A 21,615-nucleotide genomic window follows, 5' to 3' on the forward strand; every position below is an offset into this window, starting at 1 on the left:
ATGCTATGAAACTTAAAGCTATAATTAGAATTTTTTCCGTGTTGCTTTTGACAGTATTAATTATTCAATGTTCTGGTTCTAAGGCAGGTGTCGATATTTCGAAAGAAGAAAAGGAAGTATTTAATCAAAATATGAGTGACACCGTTACCATTAAGAACGATAGCCTGGAATTTGAAATATTAATTATGGACATCGGTTATAATACATGGCTCAATAGTATCGCAAGGCCAAGGGGATATTATACACAGGAATTTATGGAAAACAGAAATCAAATTTATGTTATAAACTGGAATCAGCGGGTTTTAGATCCTTTTAAGTATGATCCTAATTTATATGAGTTGCAGATCAATTATTATCCCAATATTGATTATGGGTATGATGTGAACTATGAACTTTATAATTATTTTATTTATTTTCAACGCAAATACAATCAACGCCTCGGACCGTTTGTACCACGAATAAATTGAATATATTTACCCCGATTTTCTTTTTTATGGATAAACTTAAAAAACGCTGGGGTATAGAATCCAGTTTTCAGCTCATCATAATTCTAATTGTATTCTCAATTACTGGTTCTGCAGCAGTATATATTGCAAAACCATTTCTTGAGTGGATAGGAGTGGAAAGAGGCAATTTTTCGGAAACATGGTGGAGTTCCTGGGCGTACTGGACTTTGAGAATATTGCTGATCTTCCCATTCTACCAAATTCTTTTGGTCCTGTTCGGATGGCTTTTTGGACAGTTTAAATTTTTCTGGAACTTTGAAAAGAAAATGTTGAATAGAATGGGATTGGGTTTTCTTTTTAAGTAAATTAATCTTTCCTTAACTTATCGCAATCGCTTTATTTGATTTCTTTGTATGGTGGTAAATCAACAACAAAAAATATCATTTTCAATAATTTCATTAGTTCTAATAGTCTTTTTGACGCTTCCTTCGGTTATTCAACTTTTACACGCGTCTAATCATTTGGTCATTAACTGTGACAATACTTTTGAGTCACATATCCATTCCAAAGAATTTCATTGTGATTTTAATAAATTTAATTTTTCTCATCACTATTATGTACCCCTTTTTAAAACACAATTAGTAGCCACTGTTTTAATAAAAAATGACTTTTCACATACTTATTTCTTCACTCCGGAATCAGATACTCCACTATTTTCTCTTAGAGCTCCACCCATATTTTCGTAACTCAATTTATTAGATTTTTTAATTTAAAAACAGGTTATGAAAGTTTTATTTTCAATAATTATTCTATTAATTTATTTTAATAGCAAAGCACAATGCACAATTAAGGGGAGTATTTTTGCGGAAGATTCAAATAGCCCTTTAGAACAAGTTTCTGTATATCTCCCTCAATTGGAAAAAGGTGTGGTGACAGGAGGCAATGGAGAATTTGTTTTGAATAATCTTCCGGTAGGGACCTATAAAATTGTAGCTTCTTTTATGGGATACCAAACATACTCTTCAACCATTACACTTACTATGGGCACAACTACTTTGGATATTGTTCTCTCACCAAGTGCCATAGAAATGGAAGAAGTAATTTTATCTACGCCATTCCACAAATTACAACGTGAAAACGTAATGAAAGTAGAACAGGCAAAGGTTGAAACTTTAAGAAAGATGGGCGCCATAACTCTATCCGACGGAATTACCAATATTGCCGGAGTAGAAAGTGTTTCTACAGGTATTGGAATAGGAAAACCTGTAATCAGAGGTTTGAGTTCAAACAGAGTATTGGTATATTCTCAGGGTATTAGACTGGAGAACCAACAATTTGGAGATGAACACGGTCTTGGCATAGGCGCAGCGGGTGTGGAAAGTGTGGAGGTCATTAAGGGTCCTGCCTCCCTACTTTACGGTTCTGATGCACTTGGGGGCGTACTTTTTTTAAATCCGGAACAATTTGCTAGTGCTAATTTAACGGAGGGCGATATTAATTTAAACTATTTTACCAACACTCAAGGCATAGCGGGGAATGCAGGTTTTAAGACTTCAGGTGAAAAATTTAAATTTCTAATTCGGGGATCATATTCCTCACACGCAGATTATAAAGGGGGAGATGACTTAAGGGTTACGAATTCCCGTTTTAAGGAATACGATTTGAAAACGGCTTTAGGCTATCAATTCGGCAGATTTAAAACGGAATTTCGCTATAATTTAAACAGCTCTGATTTGGGAATCCCCGAAGAAATTGGCATACAGAGTTTAGGGCGAAAGCCAAACCTTCCCTACCAGAAAATAAACAATCACATATTAAGTTTAAAAAATGACATATTCTTTAAAACCTCCAGTCTGAGGGTAACTTTGGGATATATAGCCAACGACAGGAAAGAATTTGAAGAAGAGGAAGAGGATACAGATATGGCTTCTGATGCTCCTGAAGAATTAAATCCAGCGCTGGATATGAACCTTTCAACATTCAGTTACAATATCCAATACAATTTACCCGTCATCAGTAAATTACAAACCATTGCGGGGGTTCAAGGGATGAGCCAGCGCAACAAAAATTTTGGTGAGGAAGTGTTGATTCCCAATGCTACTACTAATGATATAGGAGTTTTGGCAACTTCCCACATCCACTTTGACAAAAGTGATGTACAGATTGGTTTACGATTTGATAACAGGTCCATAAAAGGTGAAGAAACCGGGGCAATGGACGAAGAAGGTTACATTGCCGAATTGGACCGTAGTTTTAACAGCTTTAATGCAGCTTTGGGATATCGGATTGATATTGTGAAGCATCTTATTGGCAGAATAAATCTTGCCAGTGGTTTTAGAGCTCCGAATCTAGCAGAACTTACCTCAAACGGGGTGCATGAAGGAACTAACCGGTTTGAAATCGGAAATCCAAATCTGAAGAACGAAAAAAACATACAAACAGATATCTCACTGGAATACAGCAGCCAGCATTTTGAATTCTTCGCTAATGGTTTTTACAACATAATTAACGATTATATTTTTATTGAACCCAATGGCGAATTTGTAGATGATAATCCGGTCTACAATTATATACAACAAAATGCCAATTTATACGGCGGAGAAATTGGATTTCATTTTCACCCACACCCGCTAGACTGGTTGCATGTGCAAAGCAGCTTTGAATCTGTAATAGGCAGATTGAATAATGATGACTACCTGCCACTGATACCGGCAAATAAATTAAGCAATACCATTCGATTGGAATTTAATAATTCCCAAAAATGGATAACGAATAGTTATGCCTTTATCACTCTAAACACCACTTTTGATCAGAATAGAGTAGCCAACTTTGAAACACCTACTGAGGGTTATAATTTATTAAATATAGGACTAGGGGCAAGTCTCAAATTCTTTAAGAAAGATGCGGAAATAGAATTGACAGCTGTAAATATCCTCAACAAAAATTATATTTCACATTTGTCAAGACTCAAAATAGATGATATTTCAAATATTGGGAGGAATATTAGCATTGGGATAAGCATTCCACTTTAGTTTTCTTCCAAAGTTATTGTCTTATCTCTTTTTATTACATAAGTATAAAGCCACATTAAGGTGAAAGAAGGAATTATATCTAAACCAGGCACAATTTCTTCGATAAAAGCAATCAATCCGGCTATTTTTCCGGGATTCCCTTTGTACATTCTTGTCATTAACCAACCAGCTATGGGAGCCCAAATCAGGTCTGTGAATTCCCCAATACCTGGTAACATAAATGAAATCATTCCTATACCATCGAAAAGGAGCCCTAATAAAAGGAGTTGATATTTTTTATTTTTAATCATTTAGAAATTGTAAATAAGTGTCCTATTCAATTTGTTTAACTATTTATGCGAAAAAATTAGGACAGATTTGAACTGATTAATTTTAAAAATTCATTTCGAGTTTCTTCTTTTTGGAAAGTGCCTCTAAATCCTGATGTTGTAGTTACGGAATTCTGCTTTTGAACACCCCGCATCATCATACACATATGTGCTGCTTCTATTACAACAGCAACCCCCTGAGGCTTTAAAGTATCATTTATACAATCTAAAATCTGCTCTGTTAAGCGTTCCTGAACCTGCAACCTTCGTGCAAAAACATCTACAATTCTAGGTAATTTGCTCAACCCTACGATCTGTCCGTTTGGGATATAAGCAATATGAGCTTTCCCGAAAAAAGGTAACATATGATGTTCGCAAAGAGAATACAATTCAATATCCTTAACAATTACCATTTCGTTATAAGATTCATTAAACATAGCACTCCTGAGGATAGCAGCGGCATCCTGTTTATAACCCTGCGTTAAAAACAACATTGCTTTTGCCGCTCGTTCAGGGGTTTTAATTAATCCTTCACGACCCACTTCTTCACCTATTTCCTGAATTATTCCTGAAAAACGTTCCGTAATTTCATTAGTAATCTCTATGTTATATTCTTCCAGATTGTGATATGATATCATAATAAAAAGTATAAATGGCTTGATTTAAAATAAATTCGAATTTAAAGGTTTCTCCCTTAAAAATCCTAAATTAATGTATTATTAATAAAATGAAAACATCGATAGTTTCTACTGTGCTACTGCCAGCAGATTCCCGGTCCATTACATTTTGAAGTGTTATGGGTATTGTTTACTTTCATGCCCTAATTAATTATTGATGATTAAGGCCACTAATATCCAAAAATATTTCGGAGAACTTCAGGTTTTGAAAGGGGTAGATTTGCGCATAAAAGCTGGAGAAGTGGTTTCTATTGTAGGACCCTCAGGCGCCGGTAAAACAACCTTATTACAAATTTTAGGCACACTGGATAATCAGTCGAACAAAAAGGAAAGTGAGCTGGAAATTAATGGCATTGATGTTACTTCATTAAAAGATAAAGCACTGGCTGCATTTAGAAATAATCATATTGGATTTATTTTTCAATTCCACCAATTATTACCGGAATTTTCGGCCATAGAAAATGTATGTATTCCAGCCTTTATTAAAAGAACAGGAAAGGCAGAAGCGGAGACCCGAGCAACGGAACTGCTAATTTTCCTGGGACTTTCCAATCGCATGCACCACCGACCTAATGAGTTATCCGGAGGTGAACAACAACGTGTTGCAGTGGCAAGGGCTTTGATAAACAATCCAAGCATAATACTTGCGGATGAACCAAGCGGCAATCTTGATTCGGAAAGTGCAGATAAATTGCATCAACTCTTTTTTCAATTGCGCGATGAATTTGGTCAAACTTTTGTTATTGTCACTCATAATGAGGAATTAGCTGATATGGCGGACAGAAAGTTAACCATGATAGACGGACAAATCACAGACCAATATGTTGAGAGAAGTTTGGGTAGTCCTAAAAAACCCTAGTTATCTGAATGAGCTCATTAAAATTATACATCATTGACTTTTAATGAGTTAAAGGATTTTTTGGATGCAAAAGTCATCCAATACAATAATCCTCAATTTCTGGATTCGGATCCAATTCAGGTTCCTCATTTGTTCATTAAGAAAGAAGATATTGAGATCAGTGGGTTTCTCACATCAACAATTGCCTGGGGTAATCGAAAAAGTATTATCAAAAATGCCCGTTTTTTAATGGACTTATTGGATAATGATCCTCATAATTTTGTCCTGTACCACAAGGAATCAGAATTAATAAAGCTTGAACCATTTGTTCATCGTACTTTTAATAGCGTTGATTTGGTATACTTTATAAAAGCTTTGAGAAGTATATATAGTCAACACGGAGGTTTAGAAGTAATTTTTGGCCAACATACCACAGATAAATCAACACAGCCCGCAATTTCTAAATTCAAACAAACCTTTTTTGAGTTAACACATCCAAAAAGAACCACAAAGCATGTTTCTGATCCAGCTAAAGGTTCCGCAGCCAAGCGCATTAATATGTTTCTTAGGTGGATGGTTCGCGATAATACAACCAAGGTAGATTTCGGGATCTGGAAATCCATCTCCCCTGCCCTTTTATCCTGCCCCCTGGATGTTCATTCGGGGAATGTCGCCAGAAAGCTTGGGTTATTACATCGGAAACAAAACGATTCTAGAGCTGTGAATGAACTTGATTCTTATCTTCGAAAAATGGACCCATCAGATCCTGTAAAATATGATTTTGCTCTATTTGGACTGGGCGTATTTGAAAAGTTCTAGAATATTTAATACTCAACCTGATTAGCCCAATTTGTTATATTATAACTTATAAGAGTATTTTCTCAAATAAATTTAGATTATTTACTATATTTATACTAATAGAAAATAAATACGCCTTATTCTGCAATAACAACCTAGCCGAGAAATTAAGGATCGTATGAGTAGTCTATACTCAATTAAGAAAGAAGAAAATTATCTGGTAATGACTATTTCCGGAGATTATTCTTATGCAGATTTTATAAAGTATCCTAAGATCATTAGAAATCAATGTCTAACAGAAAAAAAATATAAAATTTTAGTGAATGTAATTAAGGTAGTTAAAACTGAAATTCCCCTTGTTGAGCTATTTTTTCTGGGCGAGCACGTCGCTAATGTTTTAAGAGATCATATTAAACTTGCCCTGGTCTGGGATGGAGAAAACCACAATAGATTCCTACAAAAAGTGGCCACCAACAGACGTGCATTGATACGCACTTTTGAATCTGATGAAAATGCGAAAGTATGGTTAATTCACGACAGGGAAGATGAACCATTTTTAGACTCAACATCCTAAATCAACCATTGTATTATATTAAAAATTAATTCGGATCAAATCCTCATAATAATCAAAAAGGTCTAAGAAATATATCTTTAGTTCACTACAGACCCATAGCACCTAATTTCAAATCAATTTTTGAATTTCCTTTCTCAATCGATTCGTAAATAGCTTCAACAATAATCATATCCCGTTTGCCCATTTCGCCGGGAGCAACATTTGGGGTATCATTTAAAATATGTCTTGCAAAATCATCCATCTGTAATTTTTGCTGGCGTTCATGCGGGAAACTCAAGTCGCCGCCGGAAGTTTTACCTGCCAAAGGACCATAGGAACTAGCAGGATTTAATTCAAACCAGCCCTTATCACAAGAGGCATACATTCTATTTACATTCGTATTATGTGATGTCATGATATTACCAAAAGCGCCGCTGGAAAATTCGAATTGTGCGGTGATAGTCTCATCGGTATCCTTAAAATAAACCGGTCTCGTACTAAACTCCTGTGCGCATACGGATATGGGGTTTTCTCCGGTTCCATAAATTGCGCTTTGGATCGCATAAACACCCATATTCATTAAGGCTCCTCCTCCGGAAAGCGCCTTGTTTAATCGCCATTGATCCGGATTAGCAACAGATCTGTAGGCAGCTTCTGCGGATATATACTGTACATTTCCAAAAACCTTTTCATTAACCAATCGTTTTATTTCCTGAGTATAGGGTTCTGAATGAAGACGGTAACCCACGCTTAATTTTACATTTGCTTTATTGCATGCTTCAATTATTGTATCGCATTCCTCAACACTAACGGCCATGGGTTTTTCACATATAACATGTTTTCCGGCTTTGGCCGCTCTTATGGAGAAATCGGCATGCATAGAATTAGGTAGTACAACGTAGACTATATCTATGGAGTCGTTAGAAATGATATTATCAAAATTCTCATAATTATAAATACTGGCATCGGGGATTTTATATTTATCCTGCCATATCTTTTCTTTTTCAGGGGTTCCGGTAACTATCCCTGCCAAATAACATAATTCACAATCCAATAAAGAAGGTGCTAACTGATAAGTACTATAGCTTCCCAATCCTACTAATGCTATACCTAATTTCTTTTTTTTCTGTTTTTGATCATCTATTGCACAAGCCCAGGGCATTCCACTGAGAAGTGCGGCTCCGCCTATTCCTTTGGATAGTTTTTTATTAAAGGATCTTCTGGAAATATTCTTCATGTTTACCAAATTAGTTGTTCGAAATCATTTTCATCTAAGCTAAATTTAAAGAAAGTGATCCAATTTTTATTCTTTTTAATCTTAATATTCGAGATAATCTGGACAGGGCATGGCACAGAATCTTTATCTGAATGTATTGGTTCAGTCTAAATATTATGACAGTACCACACTTATTTCAATGCCAAATACCAGATTTCAAGACATATGCTACTAAATTCCTTCATGACATAGCAACTGATTTTTATTGTCTTAACTGAAATTGAGATTCCTTCTGAATTAATCTCCGTTTATCGAAAAATTTTACTTTAAAGTTTTCGATAAACTACTTATTCTACCACACTTTTATTACAACTTAAGCGTTAAAAGAACATATCAATGTAATTAATAAACAAATATTTTAAGTTATGAAAAATTGGAAAGTATATGGCATATTCCTGGTTTTCGCACTAGTTTTTACAACTTCCTGTGAGAACTCTGATGAAGGAACAGATGTTGCCAATAATCTGGCATTACCGCCATATGAATCTATGGTTATAGATTTTAGCGATTTTATCGATGATTCAAATTCGGGGAAAAGTACGGCCCTGATGTATGATGAAAAAGCCCCCGATGGCAATTGGTTTTTTTCACGAATTGTTGTAGGGGTTTGGAATTCAGCACTTTTTACCACCTTGGCAGTACCCGTGGCCTCCTTCAAATCTGCTTTTGCAAATTCCCCAGAAAATTTAGGAGATAATAAATGGCAGTGGACTTATAGCGTAGATGGCTTTACAAGTAAATATACGGCGCTTCTTACAGGTGAGGTAACCGGAGAAGAAGTTCTTTGGGAAATGTATATTACCAAGGAAGGAATTGGAGCTTTTGAAAAATTATTATGGTTTACAGGAAGTTCCGCAATGGATGGTAATAGTGGATATTGGTTATTAAATGAAAGTGCAGAGAGACCAGATGCAATGTTAAGAATAGACTGGGAACGTTCAAATGACGAAATTGGCAATATTCGATATACGTGGGTCAGAGCACTGGATGAACAAGAGAATGACGATATGTTTAAAGACAGCTATCTCGAATATGGACTTCAGGATGGTGATTTGGATGCTTATTTTAAAGCATACGCTTACGACAGCAACTTACAGGATTTTAGTGATATTAGAATTGAATGGAGCAGAGATACCTTTGTGGGAAGAGTAATGGCATTTGATTACTTTGAAGATGAATTATGGCATTGCTGGGATAGTAATGGTGATGACGTTCAATGTGAATAATTAAGAATTTTAAATATATTATATAACCCTGCATCTAAACGGATGCAGGGTTTTTTAATTCTTATTCTCTCTAGAAATCCAATTACCAATTGATATATTAAATTTAGGCATTTATATTTTCGACATTTTGTATCTTTTGAAACAATAAATTATATCTGCCTATCATGATTTTTACTAAGCCAAAAAACCTTTTAGTTATCTGCCTTTTTTTAATGGTTTCCATTTTGAGTGCCCAGGACTGGGCCCAACTTGGACACTTTGACACTGCTAATAAAGAATTACCCGATGCCAAAACCAATGAAAGCCGCGTGGTATTTATGGGAAACTCTATTACCATTGGATGGTCTGATCATCAACCGGAGTTCTTTGAGGGTAAACCTTATGTAAATAGGGGAATAAGTGGCCAGACGACTCCCCAAATGCTGGTGCGGTTCCGAGAGGATGTTATTGATTTAAAGCCTAAAGTGGTTATTATACTTGCAGGAACAAATGACATTGCCGGGAACACAGGACCCTCAAGCTTGCAAATGATTGCAGATAATTTAATGTCTATGGCAGAATTGGCAGAGGCCAATGGTATAAAAGTTGTTTTATGTTCAGTATTGCCCGCTTATGATTACCCCTGGGCCCAGGGGCTTAATCCAAATGAAAAAATCCCGGTGCTAAATAATATGATAAAGAGCTATGCCGGTCGTAAAGGCTTTGTCTACCTGGATTATTTTTCTTCAATGACCGATGGCAAAAATGGACTTAGAGAAGATCTTGGTAGTGACGGGGTTCACCCTAATAAAAAAGGATTTGAGCTAATGGCTCCATTGGCTGAAAAAGCCATCGCTGATGCATTGGGTAGGCAATAGTGCTGCAATAGTGTAAAAAGGTTATACCCAGACCATTTCAGCTGCCGGCATAAAATTATACAAGAGTGTTAAAGATTCCGGAGGCTTCTAAGTTTCTGCAAAAAATGGATCTACTGTGCTTTTGAATGATTTTTTGGAAACAATAAAACAAATTCGCCAATTACCTTTTTAATGAAAAATCAACTAATTAGCATATTAATACCATTTAAAAATACTTCGGTTTACCTGCCGGAGTGCGTTGATTCCATTTTATCTCAAAGTTACCAAAACTGGGAGGTCATTGCTGTAGACGATCACTCGGAGGATAACAGTCGTGCTATAGTTGAACAATATTCATCAAGAGATACCAGAATAAAAGTACATTCTAATAAAGGAGATGGTATAATTTCAGCACTCAGGACAGCCTATTATTTGAGCAAAGGTCAATTGTTTACAAGAATGGATTCTGATGATATTATGAATTCCAATAAGCTGGAAATCATGGCTTCAGCATTAGAAAAACATGGAAAAGGACATATTGCCATAGGAGGTGTTCGTTATTTTTCGGATCGTGGAGTCGGCAATGGTTATATGCGATATGAAAAATGGTTGAACAAACTCACCGCCAAAGGAGAAAACTACTCTGAAATCTATAAAGAATGCGTTATCCCCTCCCCTTGCTGGATGGTCCATAAAAAAGATCTGGAAGAAAGCGGTGCTTTTGAGCATAATAGATACCCCGAAGATTATGATCTTGCATTTCGATTTTATGAACGGGGTTTGCAATGTATTCCCTGTAGTGAGATATTACACCTTTGGCGCGACTATGACAGCAGAACCTCAAGAACCAGTGAGCACTATGCTCAGAATTATTTTTTACATTTAAAACTATATTACTTTCTAAAGCTTCACCATGATCACATGCGACCTTTAACCGTTTGGGGTGCCGGGGAAAAAGGGAAAAGCACTGCCAGAGAGCTGTTAAAACAGAATATTCCGTTTTATTGGTTATGTGATAACCCAAAAAAAATAGGTAAAAATATTTATGGACAGGAATTAATGCATTTTAATTTTCTAATTGAACTTAAAAACCCCCAAAGTATAATTACTGTTGCAAATGAAGAGGCTCAGGAAATGATCACAAATTTCTTTTCAAATTTGGGTCAATCCCCAATGTTCGATTATTTTTTCTTTTGTTAAAGAATAAATTTTTTTAACCAACCATGAATAATCTATTTTGGGTGGACTCAGCATATATATTAATTTTATTTTTTCATTCAACTCGTTTTACTTCCTAATTTTGTCATAATTACTAGGCAATATCTTCTCAATACTTTATATATTTGTCAAATCAAAATTGGGAATGCTGTTTAAATATCCGGAACTCCTTTGGGCCTTTTTTCTGCTGCTAATTCCAATATTAATTCACCTCTTTCAACTTCGGAGATTTAAAAAAACTCCTTTTACCAACGTAAAGCTTTTACAAAAAGTAGTTGCGCAATCCCGTAAAAGCAGTACTATAAAAAAATGGCTGTTACTTTTCTCCCGTCTATTGTTACTTTCGGGTCTTATCCTTGCTTTTTCACAACCGTATTTCGCTAAGGAGTCGGTCTCATATGCCAAAGAAACCGTAATATACCTGGATAACTCATTTAGCATGCAGGCTAAAACAGAGAATGGAACCCTGCTACAGGATGCAGTTCAGAAGTTATTACAAGGTCTTCCTAAGGATAATACTTTTAGTATTTTCACTAATGAGCAAGTTTTTAGGAACGTTACCTTGATGGATATTGGCAATGAGCTTTTGACCCTACCCTATACTTATAATCAGTTAGGGCTTAAGGATGTGCTTCTTAAGGGGAATAATTTCTTTAGTGAAGATGAAAAATCTATTAAATATTTGGTACTGGTCTCAGATTTTCAAAACAGAACCGCCATCCGGGAATCCGATACTCTTGGAAATATCCAAACTTTTATGGTTCGCTTTGATGCCGTAAATCTTGAAAATACTGTTTTGGATTCGGCGTATATAGCTGAGGTAAATGCAACTACAATAGACCTTTCTGTTAATTTAACTACAACAGGTTCTTTGGAGACTATCCCTGTTTCTTTATATAATGATGATAAGTTAATTGCCAAAACGGCAGCAACTTTTGATAAGAACAGAAAATCTAATGTTGTATTTACATTACCTTCAAATGAAGTTATTATTGGCAAAATTGAAATATCAGATATTGGGTTGCCTTATGACAATCAGTTGTTTTTTAATATTAACCAAAAGGACAAAATCAAAGTATTATCTGTAAGTGAGTCAGATAGTGAGTTTTTAAAAAGAATATTTACCGAAGATGAATTCATATTTACAGATGTGCGAATGAATAATCTTAATTACAGCATACTGGAGTCGCAAAATCTTATAATTTTAAACGAAATTAAAACTATTCCTGTATCACTCAAAAACACTTTAAGCAATTATGTTCAAAAAGGTGGTCATCTGATGATTATCCCGGCTTTTGATGCAAATATTGAAAGTTATAATAGCTTCATCGGAAATTATTATTCTACTTCTTTTGTAAATAGAATTGATGAGGAACGTAACGTAACGGGAATTAATTTTGATCATCCTCTTTACAAGAATGTATTTGCCCAAAGAGTAAACAATTTTCAATATCCAAGGGTAACGAGCTATTTCAAAACAAGAACAATGGCGCCTAAAGTACTTTCATTACAGGATCAATCTCCTTTCCTTGTAGGACAGGATGGTATATACTTGTTTACCGCTGCAATGATTAATACAAATTCTAATTTTAAGAATTCACCTCTTATTGTACCTACAATTTATAGTATTGGAGCAAATAGTCTTAAATCGCCCAAATTATATAATACCATGGGTCAAATAACCACAATAGATGTTAAAGCTGTAAGTGCAAGGGATAATATTCTAAAGGTCACTCAGAAAGAATATGAATTTATTCCAGAACAGCAGTCTTTTTCTAATAAAACTATTTTAACCTTTAATTACAATCCTAATAAAGATGGTGTTTATGTGATTAGTGAAGAATCCAGACCTATTCAAAATATTAGTTTTAATTACCCCAGAACAGAAAGCGAAGCTATATATGCTGATTTGGACACATTAAATAGGAATACCACCTTAAATAATTTAACGGAAGTCTTTGAAACCATGGAAAAAGACAACAGAGTAACTGAGCTATGGAAATGGTTTGCTATTTTTGCTTTGCTTTTTATGCTGGCCGAAGTTCTTATTCAAAAAATATTTAAATGAACATCCTTCTAAAATCTGCCACAATTGTTGATAAAACCAACAGTAAACTTCATCTAAAAAAACGTGATATTCTTGTTCTTAATGGGGTTATTGAAGAAATATCTACCTTGATTAAACCTGCCAGGAATACAAAAACACTAAACTTCAAAAATTTGCATGTCTCTACTGGTTGGTTTGACAGCAGTGTAAGTTTTGGTGAACCTGGATATGAAGAACGTGAAACCATTAATAATGGGCTCCTTGTGGCTGCGAGAAGCGGATATACAGATATTGTTCTTAACCCGAACACTTATCCACTTCCGGATAGCAGCGGCGCAATTATTTTTTTGAAAAATGCTGCAAAAGGACAGACTACAAAAATACACCCTTTAGGGACTCTTACAGTACTTAGTGAAGGCATTGATCTTGCTGAGCTTTATGACATGCAGAATTCTGGAGCCGTTGGTTTCTATGATTTTAAGAGATCTATTTCAAATTCCAATCTATTAAAGATAGCATTGCAATACTCCCAGGATTTTAAGGGATTAGTTTATTCTTTTCCAATGGATAAGCAAATAATGAGTAAAGGTATTGTTAATGAAGGTATTTCTTCAACAAGGGTTGGTTTAAAGGGAATTCCGGCACTGGCGGAAGAACTTCAAATTGCCAGAGACCTTTTTATTCTGCAATACACAGGTGGATTTCTCCATATCCCCACGATATCTACAGCCAAGTCAGTTAGGCTTATTGGAGAAGCTAAACGAAAGGGGCTTAACGTAAGTTGCAGTGTTGCTGTGCATAATTTGTTATTTTCTGACGATGTTTTGGACAGCTTTGATAGTAATTACAAGGTTTTACCTCCACTTCGAACAAGCAAAGATATAAGTGCTTTGAAAAAAGGTCTTAAAGAAGGTATTATAGATTTTGTGACCTCAGATCATACACCAATTGATATTGAAGAAAAACGCATAGAATTTGACAATGCTGCTTATGGCACAATAGGTCTTGAAAATGCGTTTGGTGTTTTAAATGAGCTGTTCGACACCGAAACGGCCGTCTCCTTTTTATCTAAAGGGAGGGAACGTTTCGGATTAAGTCCGGTGACGATAAAAAAGGGTTCTTTGGCGAATCTTACTCTTTTTGATCCTGAGTCTGAATTTATTTACACAAAAAAACATAGTAAATCGACTTCTAAGAACAGTATGTTCTTTGGCGAAAAAATGAAAGGTAAGGTTTACGGAATAATAGCAAACAATCAAATAATAGTCTGATCAAAGAATAATTTAAGTAATTGTTATAAAAATAAGGCTTTGGGACAAGATTCAGTAGCAAAAGGTAAAACAACAGCAATAATAGCTTATTTCACTATTATTGGCTCTTTAATAGCAATAACCATGAATATGGAGCCAAAAAATGAATTTGCCAGATTCCATACCAGGCAGGCATTTGGTTTACATCTGGTTTTTATGGGCTGCGCACTATTCTTAAGTCAGTGGTTCAATTTTTTTGTATGGTTGGGCCTTTATATATTTTATTTTGTCCTTTGGATGTATGGACTTTTGGGCGCCCTAAATAATAAAAAACAAGCTGTTCCAATCTTCGGATCTTCATTTCAGCATTGGTTTACATTTATTCAATAATATGAAAACAGTTCCCTTATCCTTATACCATATAATTCGTCCTTCCTTAATAGAAGATAGGCGACCACCTGTTATCTTTCTCTTTCATGGTTACGGCAGCAACGAAGAAGATTTGTTTTCATTCGCCTCAGAATTACCTTCAGAATGTTTTATTATTTCTACCAGAGGTCCATACCAATTACCTCCATTTGGTAATGCCTGGTATGCCATCAACTTTGATGCATCATATGGAAAATGGAGTGATGAGGAACAGGCAATCTCATCCAGAAACAAAATTGTAAATTTTATTGAGGAAGCTTGTGAAGCTTATCAATTGGATAAAGACAATGTCACCTTGCTGGGCTTTAGCCAGGGTACAGTATTGAGCTATGCGGTTGCACTTTCATTTCCGGATAAGGTTAAAAATGTAGTGGCCCTAAGCGGCTATATAGACGAGAATATCCTCGAGAAGGATTATGCTCAAAAAGACCATAAAAATCTTAACATTTACGCATCCCACGGTCAGGTAGACCAGGTAATCCCATCTGAATGGGCTCAAAAAGCGCCCATTCTCTTAAAAAAACTGGGCATTAACCATAAATATGAGGAATTTCCAGTAGGTCATGGGGTTTCGGCCGAAAATTTTTATTCCTTTAGAAAATGGCTAGAAGAAAATATTTAATTACTCCTGGTATATAAAAGATGATCCATCATTGTAAAATCAACACCCATATCATCTTTTAACTCGTATCTCAAAAATAGTTCTCCCCAATATTTACCATCGGAAAAATCGGCTATTATCCATTGATGATTCAGTATTTTTATCTTATTGATCTTAAAATCACTTTCCATACCTTCATACGGAACTAATGGATTATCTCCTTTCTTTTCATTGGTTTCCAATAACTTATCTGAAATATAGCGCGAAGGGTTTTCCAGTCTAAGGTGATCATAATATGACAAGGCATCATCATTATTTTGCAATGAAAAATATTGCATATCAAAAACCTGAAGTTGTAATTTTTGCACAGAATCCTGAAGTACGTTAACTTCAGACTCCAGGTTCTGAATTTTTAAATCCTTATTCTCCAGCATGGTATTGCTACTTACAAATAAGTAAAGCGATAACAAAGCGGCAAAAATGAACAGGTAAATAAATATTCTACTTTTCATAAAATTAAAGATTCAATTATCAAACTATCTAAAATTATTTTTTTGTAGCTCAAACCGAGACAACAAGATTGTCATATGCTAAATGCACATTTTTAGGTAATTTCTCTTCCACTTCATCATGAAAACCCATATAATGGCTGATATGAGAAAGATACGCTATGTCTGGTTTAATTATATCAACTAATTCAAGAGCTTCTTCCAGGTTTAAATGAGAATGATGTGGCTCTATACGTAATGCATTTACTGACAGCACCTTAACTCCTTTTATTTTATTTATTTCTTCATCAGAAATAGTCTTAACATCTGTAAGGTATGCAAAGTCACCTATTCTATATCCATAAACCCTTAACCGATTATGAAATGCCTCAATTGGTATTGCTTGCAGGTCTCCGATTATGAAGGGTTCATTATTCTGTATCAGCTTAACCTTTATCGCCGGAGCCCCCGGATACCTGTTCTCATCTGCAAAAATATAGTCAAATCTCCTTTTTAATGCGAGTATTACATCTTCATGAGCATAAACAGGAATATCCCCCTGTCTAAAGAAAAAAGGGCGGATATCATCTATACCTGATGTATGATCTGCATGTTCATGAGTAAATAAAATACCATCTAATTTGGTAACTTTATGAGTTAACATCTGCTGCCTGAAATCAGGACCACAATCAATTACATAATTATAGTCTTTCCATGAAATCAGAACAGAAACTCGAAGTCTTTTATCCTTGGGATTTTTACTTAAACAGACCGGATGATTACTGCCAATAACCGGAATTCCCTGCGATGTGCCAGTGCCTAAAAAAGTTATTTTCAACCTGTCATCTATTTATTTCAAATTTATAACTTATTTATTTAATAGATACCCCAATCTTATTAACTTTGCTTAAAGCAAACTATATATGGCTTCAGTATTCAAAAAGGATCGGGCTTTTGAAAATATGCCCTCAATAAAGGCTAAGACCCTTAGAATAAATCTAAATCCCGATATCTACGGGACCTTTGCGGAAATAGGTGCCGGACAAGAAACCGCCAGGTGGTTTTTCAGATCAGGTGGCGCCTCAGGCACAATAGCTAAGGCTATGAGTGCCTATGACAAATCCTTTAGCGATGCCGTTTATGGTGTAGAATCTGCAGGAAGGTATGTTACTCAAAGCAGGCTTAAAAAAATGCTTTCGCATGAAATGCAACTTATGGAAGAACGGATTAGTAGAGAAGAAAATCCGGATAAACTTTTCTTTACTTATGCAAATACGGTCGCAACTATAGACTTTTCAAAGCGATATAAAGGCCATGGCTGGGTAGGAATTCGTTTTCAATTAGATCCAACTCAAAAGGAATTTGACGAAATCATTTTGCATGTCAGGTTTATGCAAAACGAAGCACGACTACAGCAGGAGACCCTAGGTATAGTTGGTGTAAATCTCATTTACGGTGCATTTTACAAGTATAATAAACCCAGAAAATTATTAAAATACCTCTATGATCATATTGACCGGGATACCCTGGAGATTGATATGGTAAATTTCTCGGGTCCAAATTTCAATAATGTTGACAATAGGCTAATGAGTCTTCAGCTTATCAGAAATGATATGACTGATGCGGTCATGTTTGGCCCTGACGGAAATAATCTTCTTCCGGCTGCTATTCTATATAAGAAGAATATCCTTGCACTTAGGGGGAGTTTTAGGCCTGTGACTAAGGTGAACATGGATATGTTTGAAAAATCCTATGAAATTTTTATACGTGATCCGGCAGTTGATGAAGATAATTCCATAGTAATATTTGAAATTACATTGTCTAATTTAAGAGCTTCTGGTGAAATAGATGAAAGTGATTTTATGGACCGGGCCAAATTATTGTGTTCATTAGGACATTCGGTAATGATATCCAAATTTCAGGAATATTTTAAGTTGGTTGAATACTTTAACAACTATACGAAAGCGAAAATTGGTCTTACAATGGGAGTTAATAATCTTGTAGACATTTTTGATGAAAAATATTACAGACATCTAAGTGGTGGTATTTTAGAAGCTTTTGGCAAGTTATTCTTTAAAGAACTCATTGTATATCTCTATCCAATGAAGAATCCGGAGACCGGTCAGATCATGACTAGTAACAATGTGAAGGTTCATCCGAGAATGAAAGAGTTATACAAATTTTTTAAGTACAATGGGAAAGTAATGGATATTATAGACTACGATACTGAAATTATGGACATATTCTCCAGAGATGTATTGAAAAAAATCACGAGTGGAGAAGGTGGTTGGGAGAAAATGTTGCCAGAAGGTATTTCGGAAATAATAAAGAAAGAACACCTTTTTATGCGAACTGACGATAAACTAAAAGAAAAAGTTTAACGCTAAATTCGATAAAAAAAGGCCTTAATTATTAGGGCCTTTTTTAATGCTGATAGTTTCATTCTAAAGAATCTGGGCAGCGTGATCTTTGGTTTTAACTTTGTCAATAACCTTTAGAACGAAACCGTTTTCGTCAACAATAAAGGTCTTTCTGTGAATACCATCGTATTCCCTGCCCATAAATTTTTTAGGACCCCAGACTCCAAATGCATTAATTACGGTATGATCTTCATCGGCCAAAAGTGGAAAAGGAAATTCGTATTTATTCCTAAAACCAGCTTGTTTTTTTTGAGAATCCTCACTGACCCCCAATAGTTCATAGCCTTTTGACTGCAGTTCTGCATAATTATCCCTAAGATTACAGGCTTCAGCAGTACATCCTGGGGTATTAGCCCTCGGATAAAAAAATACAACTAACTTTTTACCGGAATAATCGCTTAATTTTACCAAATTGCCATCCTGATCAACAGATGAAAAGTCAGGGACTTTATCACCTTCTTTAAGTGTGTTCATAATTTATTTTCAATTAATTTTGTGTTTATTTTATTCATTGTAAAATTAAACAAAAATGACCAAATCGGAAAAAGTATCCTTTGCAATAAAAGTACTGAAGGAATTATATCCTGAAATACCCGTACCGTTAGAACATAAAGATCCATATACATTGTTAATCGCCGTATTATTATCGGCCCAAAGTACTGATGTACGTGTAAACCAGATAACACCTATATTATTTGCAAAAGCCGACAATCCCTACGATATGATTAAAATGTCTGTTGAGGAAATAAAGGAAATCATTAAGCCGGTAGGACTTTCACCTATGAAATCGAAGGGAATCCATGGCTTATCCGAAATATTGATAGAAAAGTACGAGGGTAATGTTCCATCGGAATTAAGCTTATTGGAAGAATTACCGGCAGTGGGTCATAAAACTGCAAGTGTAGTGGTCTCTCAGGCATTTGGTATACCTGCTTTCCCGGTTGATACCCATATTCACCGTTTGATGTATCGTTGGGGTTTCTCCAATGGTAAAAATGTGGTTCAAACCGAGAGAGATGCAAAGAGGTTATTTCCCAAAGAAATATGGAACGATTTGCATCTTCAAATTATTTGGTATGGTCGTCAATATTCCCCTGCCAGAGGCTGGGATCTAGACAAAGACTTAATAACCAAAACGATAGGGAGAAAAAAAGTATTACACGACTATTATAAAATAAAAAAGGCCCGCTAACTGCGGGCCATCTTGTCTTAATTCAAAGTTGTTTCAAATTTGAATGTCTTGTACCTCGTAATTCTGAAGGACCTGGAATAATTCAGTAAGAACTGTATTGTTTCAGGACTGGTTTTGGCCAGTTTACAAGCGTTTTGTTCTTCAGAGTAAATTTTTTCCATATTATTATAGTATTATTATTACTAATAACGCAACTAATATGGAAATATTGCTCTGATGTATTCCTTTGTATTCCTTGCTCTTAATTTGTTAAAACAATATTATTCTTTTCTATTATCTTTCTGAGGTTTATAAGTGCATATCGCATTCTTCCTAAAGCTGTATTTATGCTAACTCCGGTATTTTCAGAAATCTCTTTAAAACTCATGTCCTTGTAAATTCGCATAAGAAGAACTTCTTTTTGGTCATCAGGTAATTCTTCAATCAAAGATCCAAGATCACTATCTATCTGATCTTTAATAATCTGCTTTTCTGCATTAAGCTTGTCGTCACCTATAACTGAGAAAATATTAAAATCATCACTTCCTTCAAACTTAGGCATACGCTTGTTCTTTCTAAAGTGATCAATAATCAAGTTATGTGAAATTCTCATTACCCATGGCAAGAATTTTCCCTCTTCACTATAAGATCCTTTTTTAAGGGTTTTGATTACCTTGATAAAGGTATCCTGAAAAATATCCTCAGTTATATCCCTGTCCATTACCTTGGAATAAATAAAGCTACTTATACGTTGGTTGTGTCTGTTTATAAGAACTTCAAGTGCTTTTTCGTCGCCACTGATATAATCTCTTACTAATTCTGAATCATCAATTTTAAATTCCATAATCGGTAGTATTTTTTGGTTAATATAAAGGAGCTTCTTTTTGGTGGCCCTTGGGTTAATAGTTTAAATATTTTAGTAGCTATGATTTCATAATTATACTTTAAAAGTATCTAAATAGCGAGGTCTGAGAAAAACTATGTTGTCAAACCCCTGATTTTTGATGTCAAAGAGCGATTTAGCAATTTTAGACACAATAAATCCAAAATAAATTAGTTGCAAATTGATTTTCCAGAAGCCTGAATATATCCCCGGTTTAGTTCGATTTAATTAAATAAGAGACTTTAGTAACTACCAGAAACTAAAAATCCCCTTGATGTATTATCAAAGGGATCAGTGTATATCCTAATAAAATGGGTATATGATCAATTCAAATTATTTTCAAATGTAAGTCCTTTATGATTTACAATATTTAATGCCTTGGAATACTGAAGTAATAACTTTACACGCTCTGGTTTAACTTTTACAAGTTTGCATTTGTTTTGCTGTCTGGGGTAAATCTGTTCCATATATAATATTGTTATGTCTAAATAACGCAACTAGTATGGAACCATGTGTATTAATCGCTATAGAACCTATTAATTCGTTAAAACAATATTATTCTTTTCTATGATTTTTCTTAGGTTAATTAAGGCATAGCGCATTCGTCCTAAAGCAGTATTAATACTTACTCCTGTATTTTCAGCTATTTCTTTAAAACTCATATCCTTATATATACGCATTACCAGGACTTCTTTTTGATCATCTGGGAGTTCTTCTATTAATAATACAAGATCACTGTCTATCTGGTCTTTAATTAACTGTCTCTCTGCATCCAGTTTGCCATCACCCAAAACGGAAAAAATGTTAAAATCCTCACTACCCTCAAATTTGGGCATTCGTTTATTCCTTCTAAAATGGTCAATGATCAGATTATGAGCTATTCGCATAACCCAAGGTAAAAACTTACCTTCTTCATTATAGGCGCCTCTTTTTAAGGTCCTTATTACCTTTATAAAGGTATCCTGAAAGATATCTTCAGCAATAGCCCTGTCCAGGACCTTGGAATAAATAAAACTGGTAAGACGTTGATTGTGCTTGTTTATCAGCATTTCCAGGGATTTTTCATCCCCGCTAATGTAATTCTGAACTAAAATTGAGTCCGCGACTTGTAGTTGCAT

General features: G+C 35.0%; 23 protein-coding genes. 15 read left to right on the forward strand and 8 right to left on the reverse strand.

The features are described 5' to 3' along the window. Positions 1 to 5: 5 nt before the first annotated feature. From Q0X66_RS00545 to Q0X66_RS00555, 3 genes are all read left to right on the forward strand, one after another. Positions 6 to 467, forward strand: coding sequence for a DUF6146 family protein (locus Q0X66_RS00545; RefSeq protein ID WP_297702522.1), 462 nt, complete (start codon positions 6 to 8; stop codon positions 465 to 467). A gap of 26 nt (positions 468 to 493) precedes the next feature. Beyond that, positions 494 to 811, forward strand: a complete 318-nt coding sequence (locus Q0X66_RS00550) for a DUF6787 family protein (protein WP_297702523.1) — start codon at positions 494 to 496, stop codon at positions 809 to 811. Between the two features lie 417 nt (positions 812 to 1,228). Then, on the forward strand, positions 1,229 to 3,478 hold the full coding sequence (locus tag Q0X66_RS00555; protein WP_297702524.1) for a TonB-dependent receptor: 2,250 nt from the start codon (positions 1,229 to 1,231) through the stop codon (positions 3,476 to 3,478). Here Q0X66_RS00555 and Q0X66_RS00560 read toward each other — a convergent pair. Together Q0X66_RS00560 and folE are read right to left on the reverse strand one after the other, a co-directional pair. Then, positions 3,475 to 3,768, reverse strand: a complete 294-nt coding sequence (locus Q0X66_RS00560) for a hypothetical protein (RefSeq protein WP_297702525.1) — start codon at positions 3,766 to 3,768, stop codon at positions 3,475 to 3,477. The two genes, Q0X66_RS00555 and Q0X66_RS00560, sit on opposite strands and share 4 nt — an antisense overlap. Positions 3,769 to 3,824: 56 nt before the next feature. Further along, the gene (gene folE, locus Q0X66_RS00565; RefSeq protein ID WP_297702526.1) at positions 3,825 to 4,424 is read right to left on the reverse strand and encodes a GTP cyclohydrolase I FolE; all 600 of its coding nucleotides are present in this window, start codon (positions 4,422 to 4,424) and stop codon (positions 3,825 to 3,827) included. 196 nt (positions 4,425 to 4,620) lie between these two features. On the opposite strand from folE, the gene Q0X66_RS00570 reads away from it, so the two are divergent. From Q0X66_RS00570 to Q0X66_RS00580, 3 genes are all read left to right on the forward strand, one after another. Then, on the forward strand, positions 4,621 to 5,322 hold the full coding sequence (locus tag Q0X66_RS00570; RefSeq protein ID WP_297702527.1) for an ABC transporter ATP-binding protein: 702 nt from the start codon (positions 4,621 to 4,623) through the stop codon (positions 5,320 to 5,322). A 33-nt stretch (positions 5,323 to 5,355) separates the two neighbouring features. Beyond that, positions 5,356 to 6,120, forward strand: coding sequence for a TIGR02757 family protein (locus tag Q0X66_RS00575; RefSeq protein ID WP_297702528.1), 765 nt, complete (start codon positions 5,356 to 5,358; stop codon positions 6,118 to 6,120). A gap of 157 nt (positions 6,121 to 6,277) precedes the next feature. Then, a complete protein-coding gene (locus Q0X66_RS00580; RefSeq protein ID WP_297702529.1) occupies positions 6,278 to 6,673 on the forward strand; it encodes a hypothetical protein in 396 nt (131 codons plus the stop codon). Between the two features lie 85 nt (positions 6,674 to 6,758). On the opposite strand, the gene Q0X66_RS00585 is transcribed toward Q0X66_RS00580, so the two are convergent. Further along, the gene (locus Q0X66_RS00585; RefSeq protein WP_297702530.1) at positions 6,759 to 7,889 is read right to left on the reverse strand and encodes a Gfo/Idh/MocA family oxidoreductase; all 1,131 of its coding nucleotides are present in this window, start codon (positions 7,887 to 7,889) and stop codon (positions 6,759 to 6,761) included. Between the two features lie 404 nt (positions 7,890 to 8,293). Between Q0X66_RS00585 and Q0X66_RS00590 the strand changes: the two genes are divergently transcribed. From Q0X66_RS00590 to Q0X66_RS00620, 7 genes are all read left to right on the forward strand, one after another. Then, positions 8,294 to 9,154, forward strand: a complete 861-nt coding sequence (locus Q0X66_RS00590) for a hypothetical protein (RefSeq protein WP_297702531.1) — start codon at positions 8,294 to 8,296, stop codon at positions 9,152 to 9,154. 164 nt (positions 9,155 to 9,318) lie between these two features. Next, entirely contained in the window at positions 9,319 to 10,011 is a 693-nt protein-coding gene (locus Q0X66_RS00595) for an SGNH/GDSL hydrolase family protein (protein WP_297702532.1), read from the forward strand. Between the two features lie 171 nt (positions 10,012 to 10,182). Beyond that, positions 10,183 to 11,190 (forward strand): glycosyltransferase family 2 protein, encoded by a 1,008-nt coding sequence (locus Q0X66_RS00600; protein ID WP_297702533.1) that lies wholly within the window; start codon positions 10,183 to 10,185, stop codon positions 11,188 to 11,190. Positions 11,191 to 11,353: 163 nt separating this feature from the next. Then, positions 11,354 to 13,276 (forward strand): BatA domain-containing protein, encoded by a 1,923-nt coding sequence (locus tag Q0X66_RS00605; protein ID WP_297702534.1) that lies wholly within the window; start codon positions 11,354 to 11,356, stop codon positions 13,274 to 13,276. Continuing rightward, complete coding sequence (locus tag Q0X66_RS00610) at positions 13,273 to 14,526, forward strand: dihydroorotase family protein (RefSeq protein WP_297702535.1); 1,254 nt, start codon at positions 13,273 to 13,275, stop codon at positions 14,524 to 14,526. Before Q0X66_RS00605 ends, Q0X66_RS00610 begins: the two co-directional genes overlap by 4 nt. 39 nt (positions 14,527 to 14,565) lie before the next feature. Then, on the forward strand, positions 14,566 to 14,895 hold the full coding sequence (locus tag Q0X66_RS00615) for a hypothetical protein (RefSeq protein WP_297702536.1): 330 nt from the start codon (positions 14,566 to 14,568) through the stop codon (positions 14,893 to 14,895). A gap of 1 nt (position 14,896) precedes the next feature. Further along, the gene (locus tag Q0X66_RS00620; RefSeq protein ID WP_297702537.1) at positions 14,897 to 15,556 is read left to right on the forward strand and encodes an alpha/beta fold hydrolase; all 660 of its coding nucleotides are present in this window, start codon (positions 14,897 to 14,899) and stop codon (positions 15,554 to 15,556) included. Here the strand turns inward: Q0X66_RS00620 and Q0X66_RS00625 are convergent. Continuing rightward, positions 15,553 to 16,047, reverse strand: a complete 495-nt coding sequence (locus Q0X66_RS00625) for a hydrolase (protein WP_297702538.1) — start codon at positions 16,045 to 16,047, stop codon at positions 15,553 to 15,555. The two genes, Q0X66_RS00620 and Q0X66_RS00625, sit on opposite strands and share 4 nt — an antisense overlap. A gap of 49 nt (positions 16,048 to 16,096) precedes the next feature. Further along, positions 16,097 to 16,861 carry an MBL fold metallo-hydrolase gene (locus Q0X66_RS00630; RefSeq protein WP_297702539.1) on the reverse strand — a complete coding sequence of 255 codons (765 nt, stop codon included), beginning with the start codon at positions 16,859 to 16,861 and terminating at the stop codon, positions 16,097 to 16,099. Between the two features lie 85 nt (positions 16,862 to 16,946). On the opposite strand from Q0X66_RS00630, the gene Q0X66_RS00635 reads away from it, so the two are divergent. After that, entirely contained in the window at positions 16,947 to 18,404 is a 1,458-nt protein-coding gene (locus Q0X66_RS00635) for a TonB-dependent receptor (protein ID WP_297702540.1), read from the forward strand. A 63-nt stretch (positions 18,405 to 18,467) separates the two neighbouring features. Here Q0X66_RS00635 and bcp read toward each other — a convergent pair whose 3' ends face one another. Further along, a complete protein-coding gene (gene bcp, locus Q0X66_RS00640) occupies positions 18,468 to 18,917 on the reverse strand; it encodes a thioredoxin-dependent thiol peroxidase (RefSeq protein WP_297702541.1) in 450 nt (149 codons plus the stop codon). 55 nt (positions 18,918 to 18,972) lie between these two features. Here bcp and nth point away from each other — a divergent pair, with 55 nt between their 5' ends. After that, on the forward strand, positions 18,973 to 19,635 hold the full coding sequence (gene nth, locus Q0X66_RS00645; RefSeq protein WP_297702542.1) for an endonuclease III: 663 nt from the start codon (positions 18,973 to 18,975) through the stop codon (positions 19,633 to 19,635). A 241-nt stretch (positions 19,636 to 19,876) separates the two neighbouring features. Here the strand turns inward: nth and Q0X66_RS00650 are convergent, their stop codons facing one another. Together Q0X66_RS00650 and Q0X66_RS00655 are read right to left on the reverse strand one after the other, a co-directional pair. Next, on the reverse strand, positions 19,877 to 20,458 hold the full coding sequence (locus tag Q0X66_RS00650) for a sigma-70 family RNA polymerase sigma factor (RefSeq protein ID WP_297702543.1): 582 nt from the start codon (positions 20,456 to 20,458) through the stop codon (positions 19,877 to 19,879). 575 nt (positions 20,459 to 21,033) lie between these two features. After that, positions 21,034 to 21,615: a sigma-70 family RNA polymerase sigma factor gene (locus tag Q0X66_RS00655; RefSeq protein ID WP_297702544.1), complete on the reverse strand. Its 582-nt coding sequence runs from the start codon at positions 21,613 to 21,615 to the stop codon at positions 21,034 to 21,036.

Source organism: uncultured Eudoraea sp. (assembly GCF_947260015.1).
Taxonomy (GTDB): Bacteria; Bacteroidota; Bacteroidia; order Flavobacteriales; family Flavobacteriaceae; genus Eudoraea.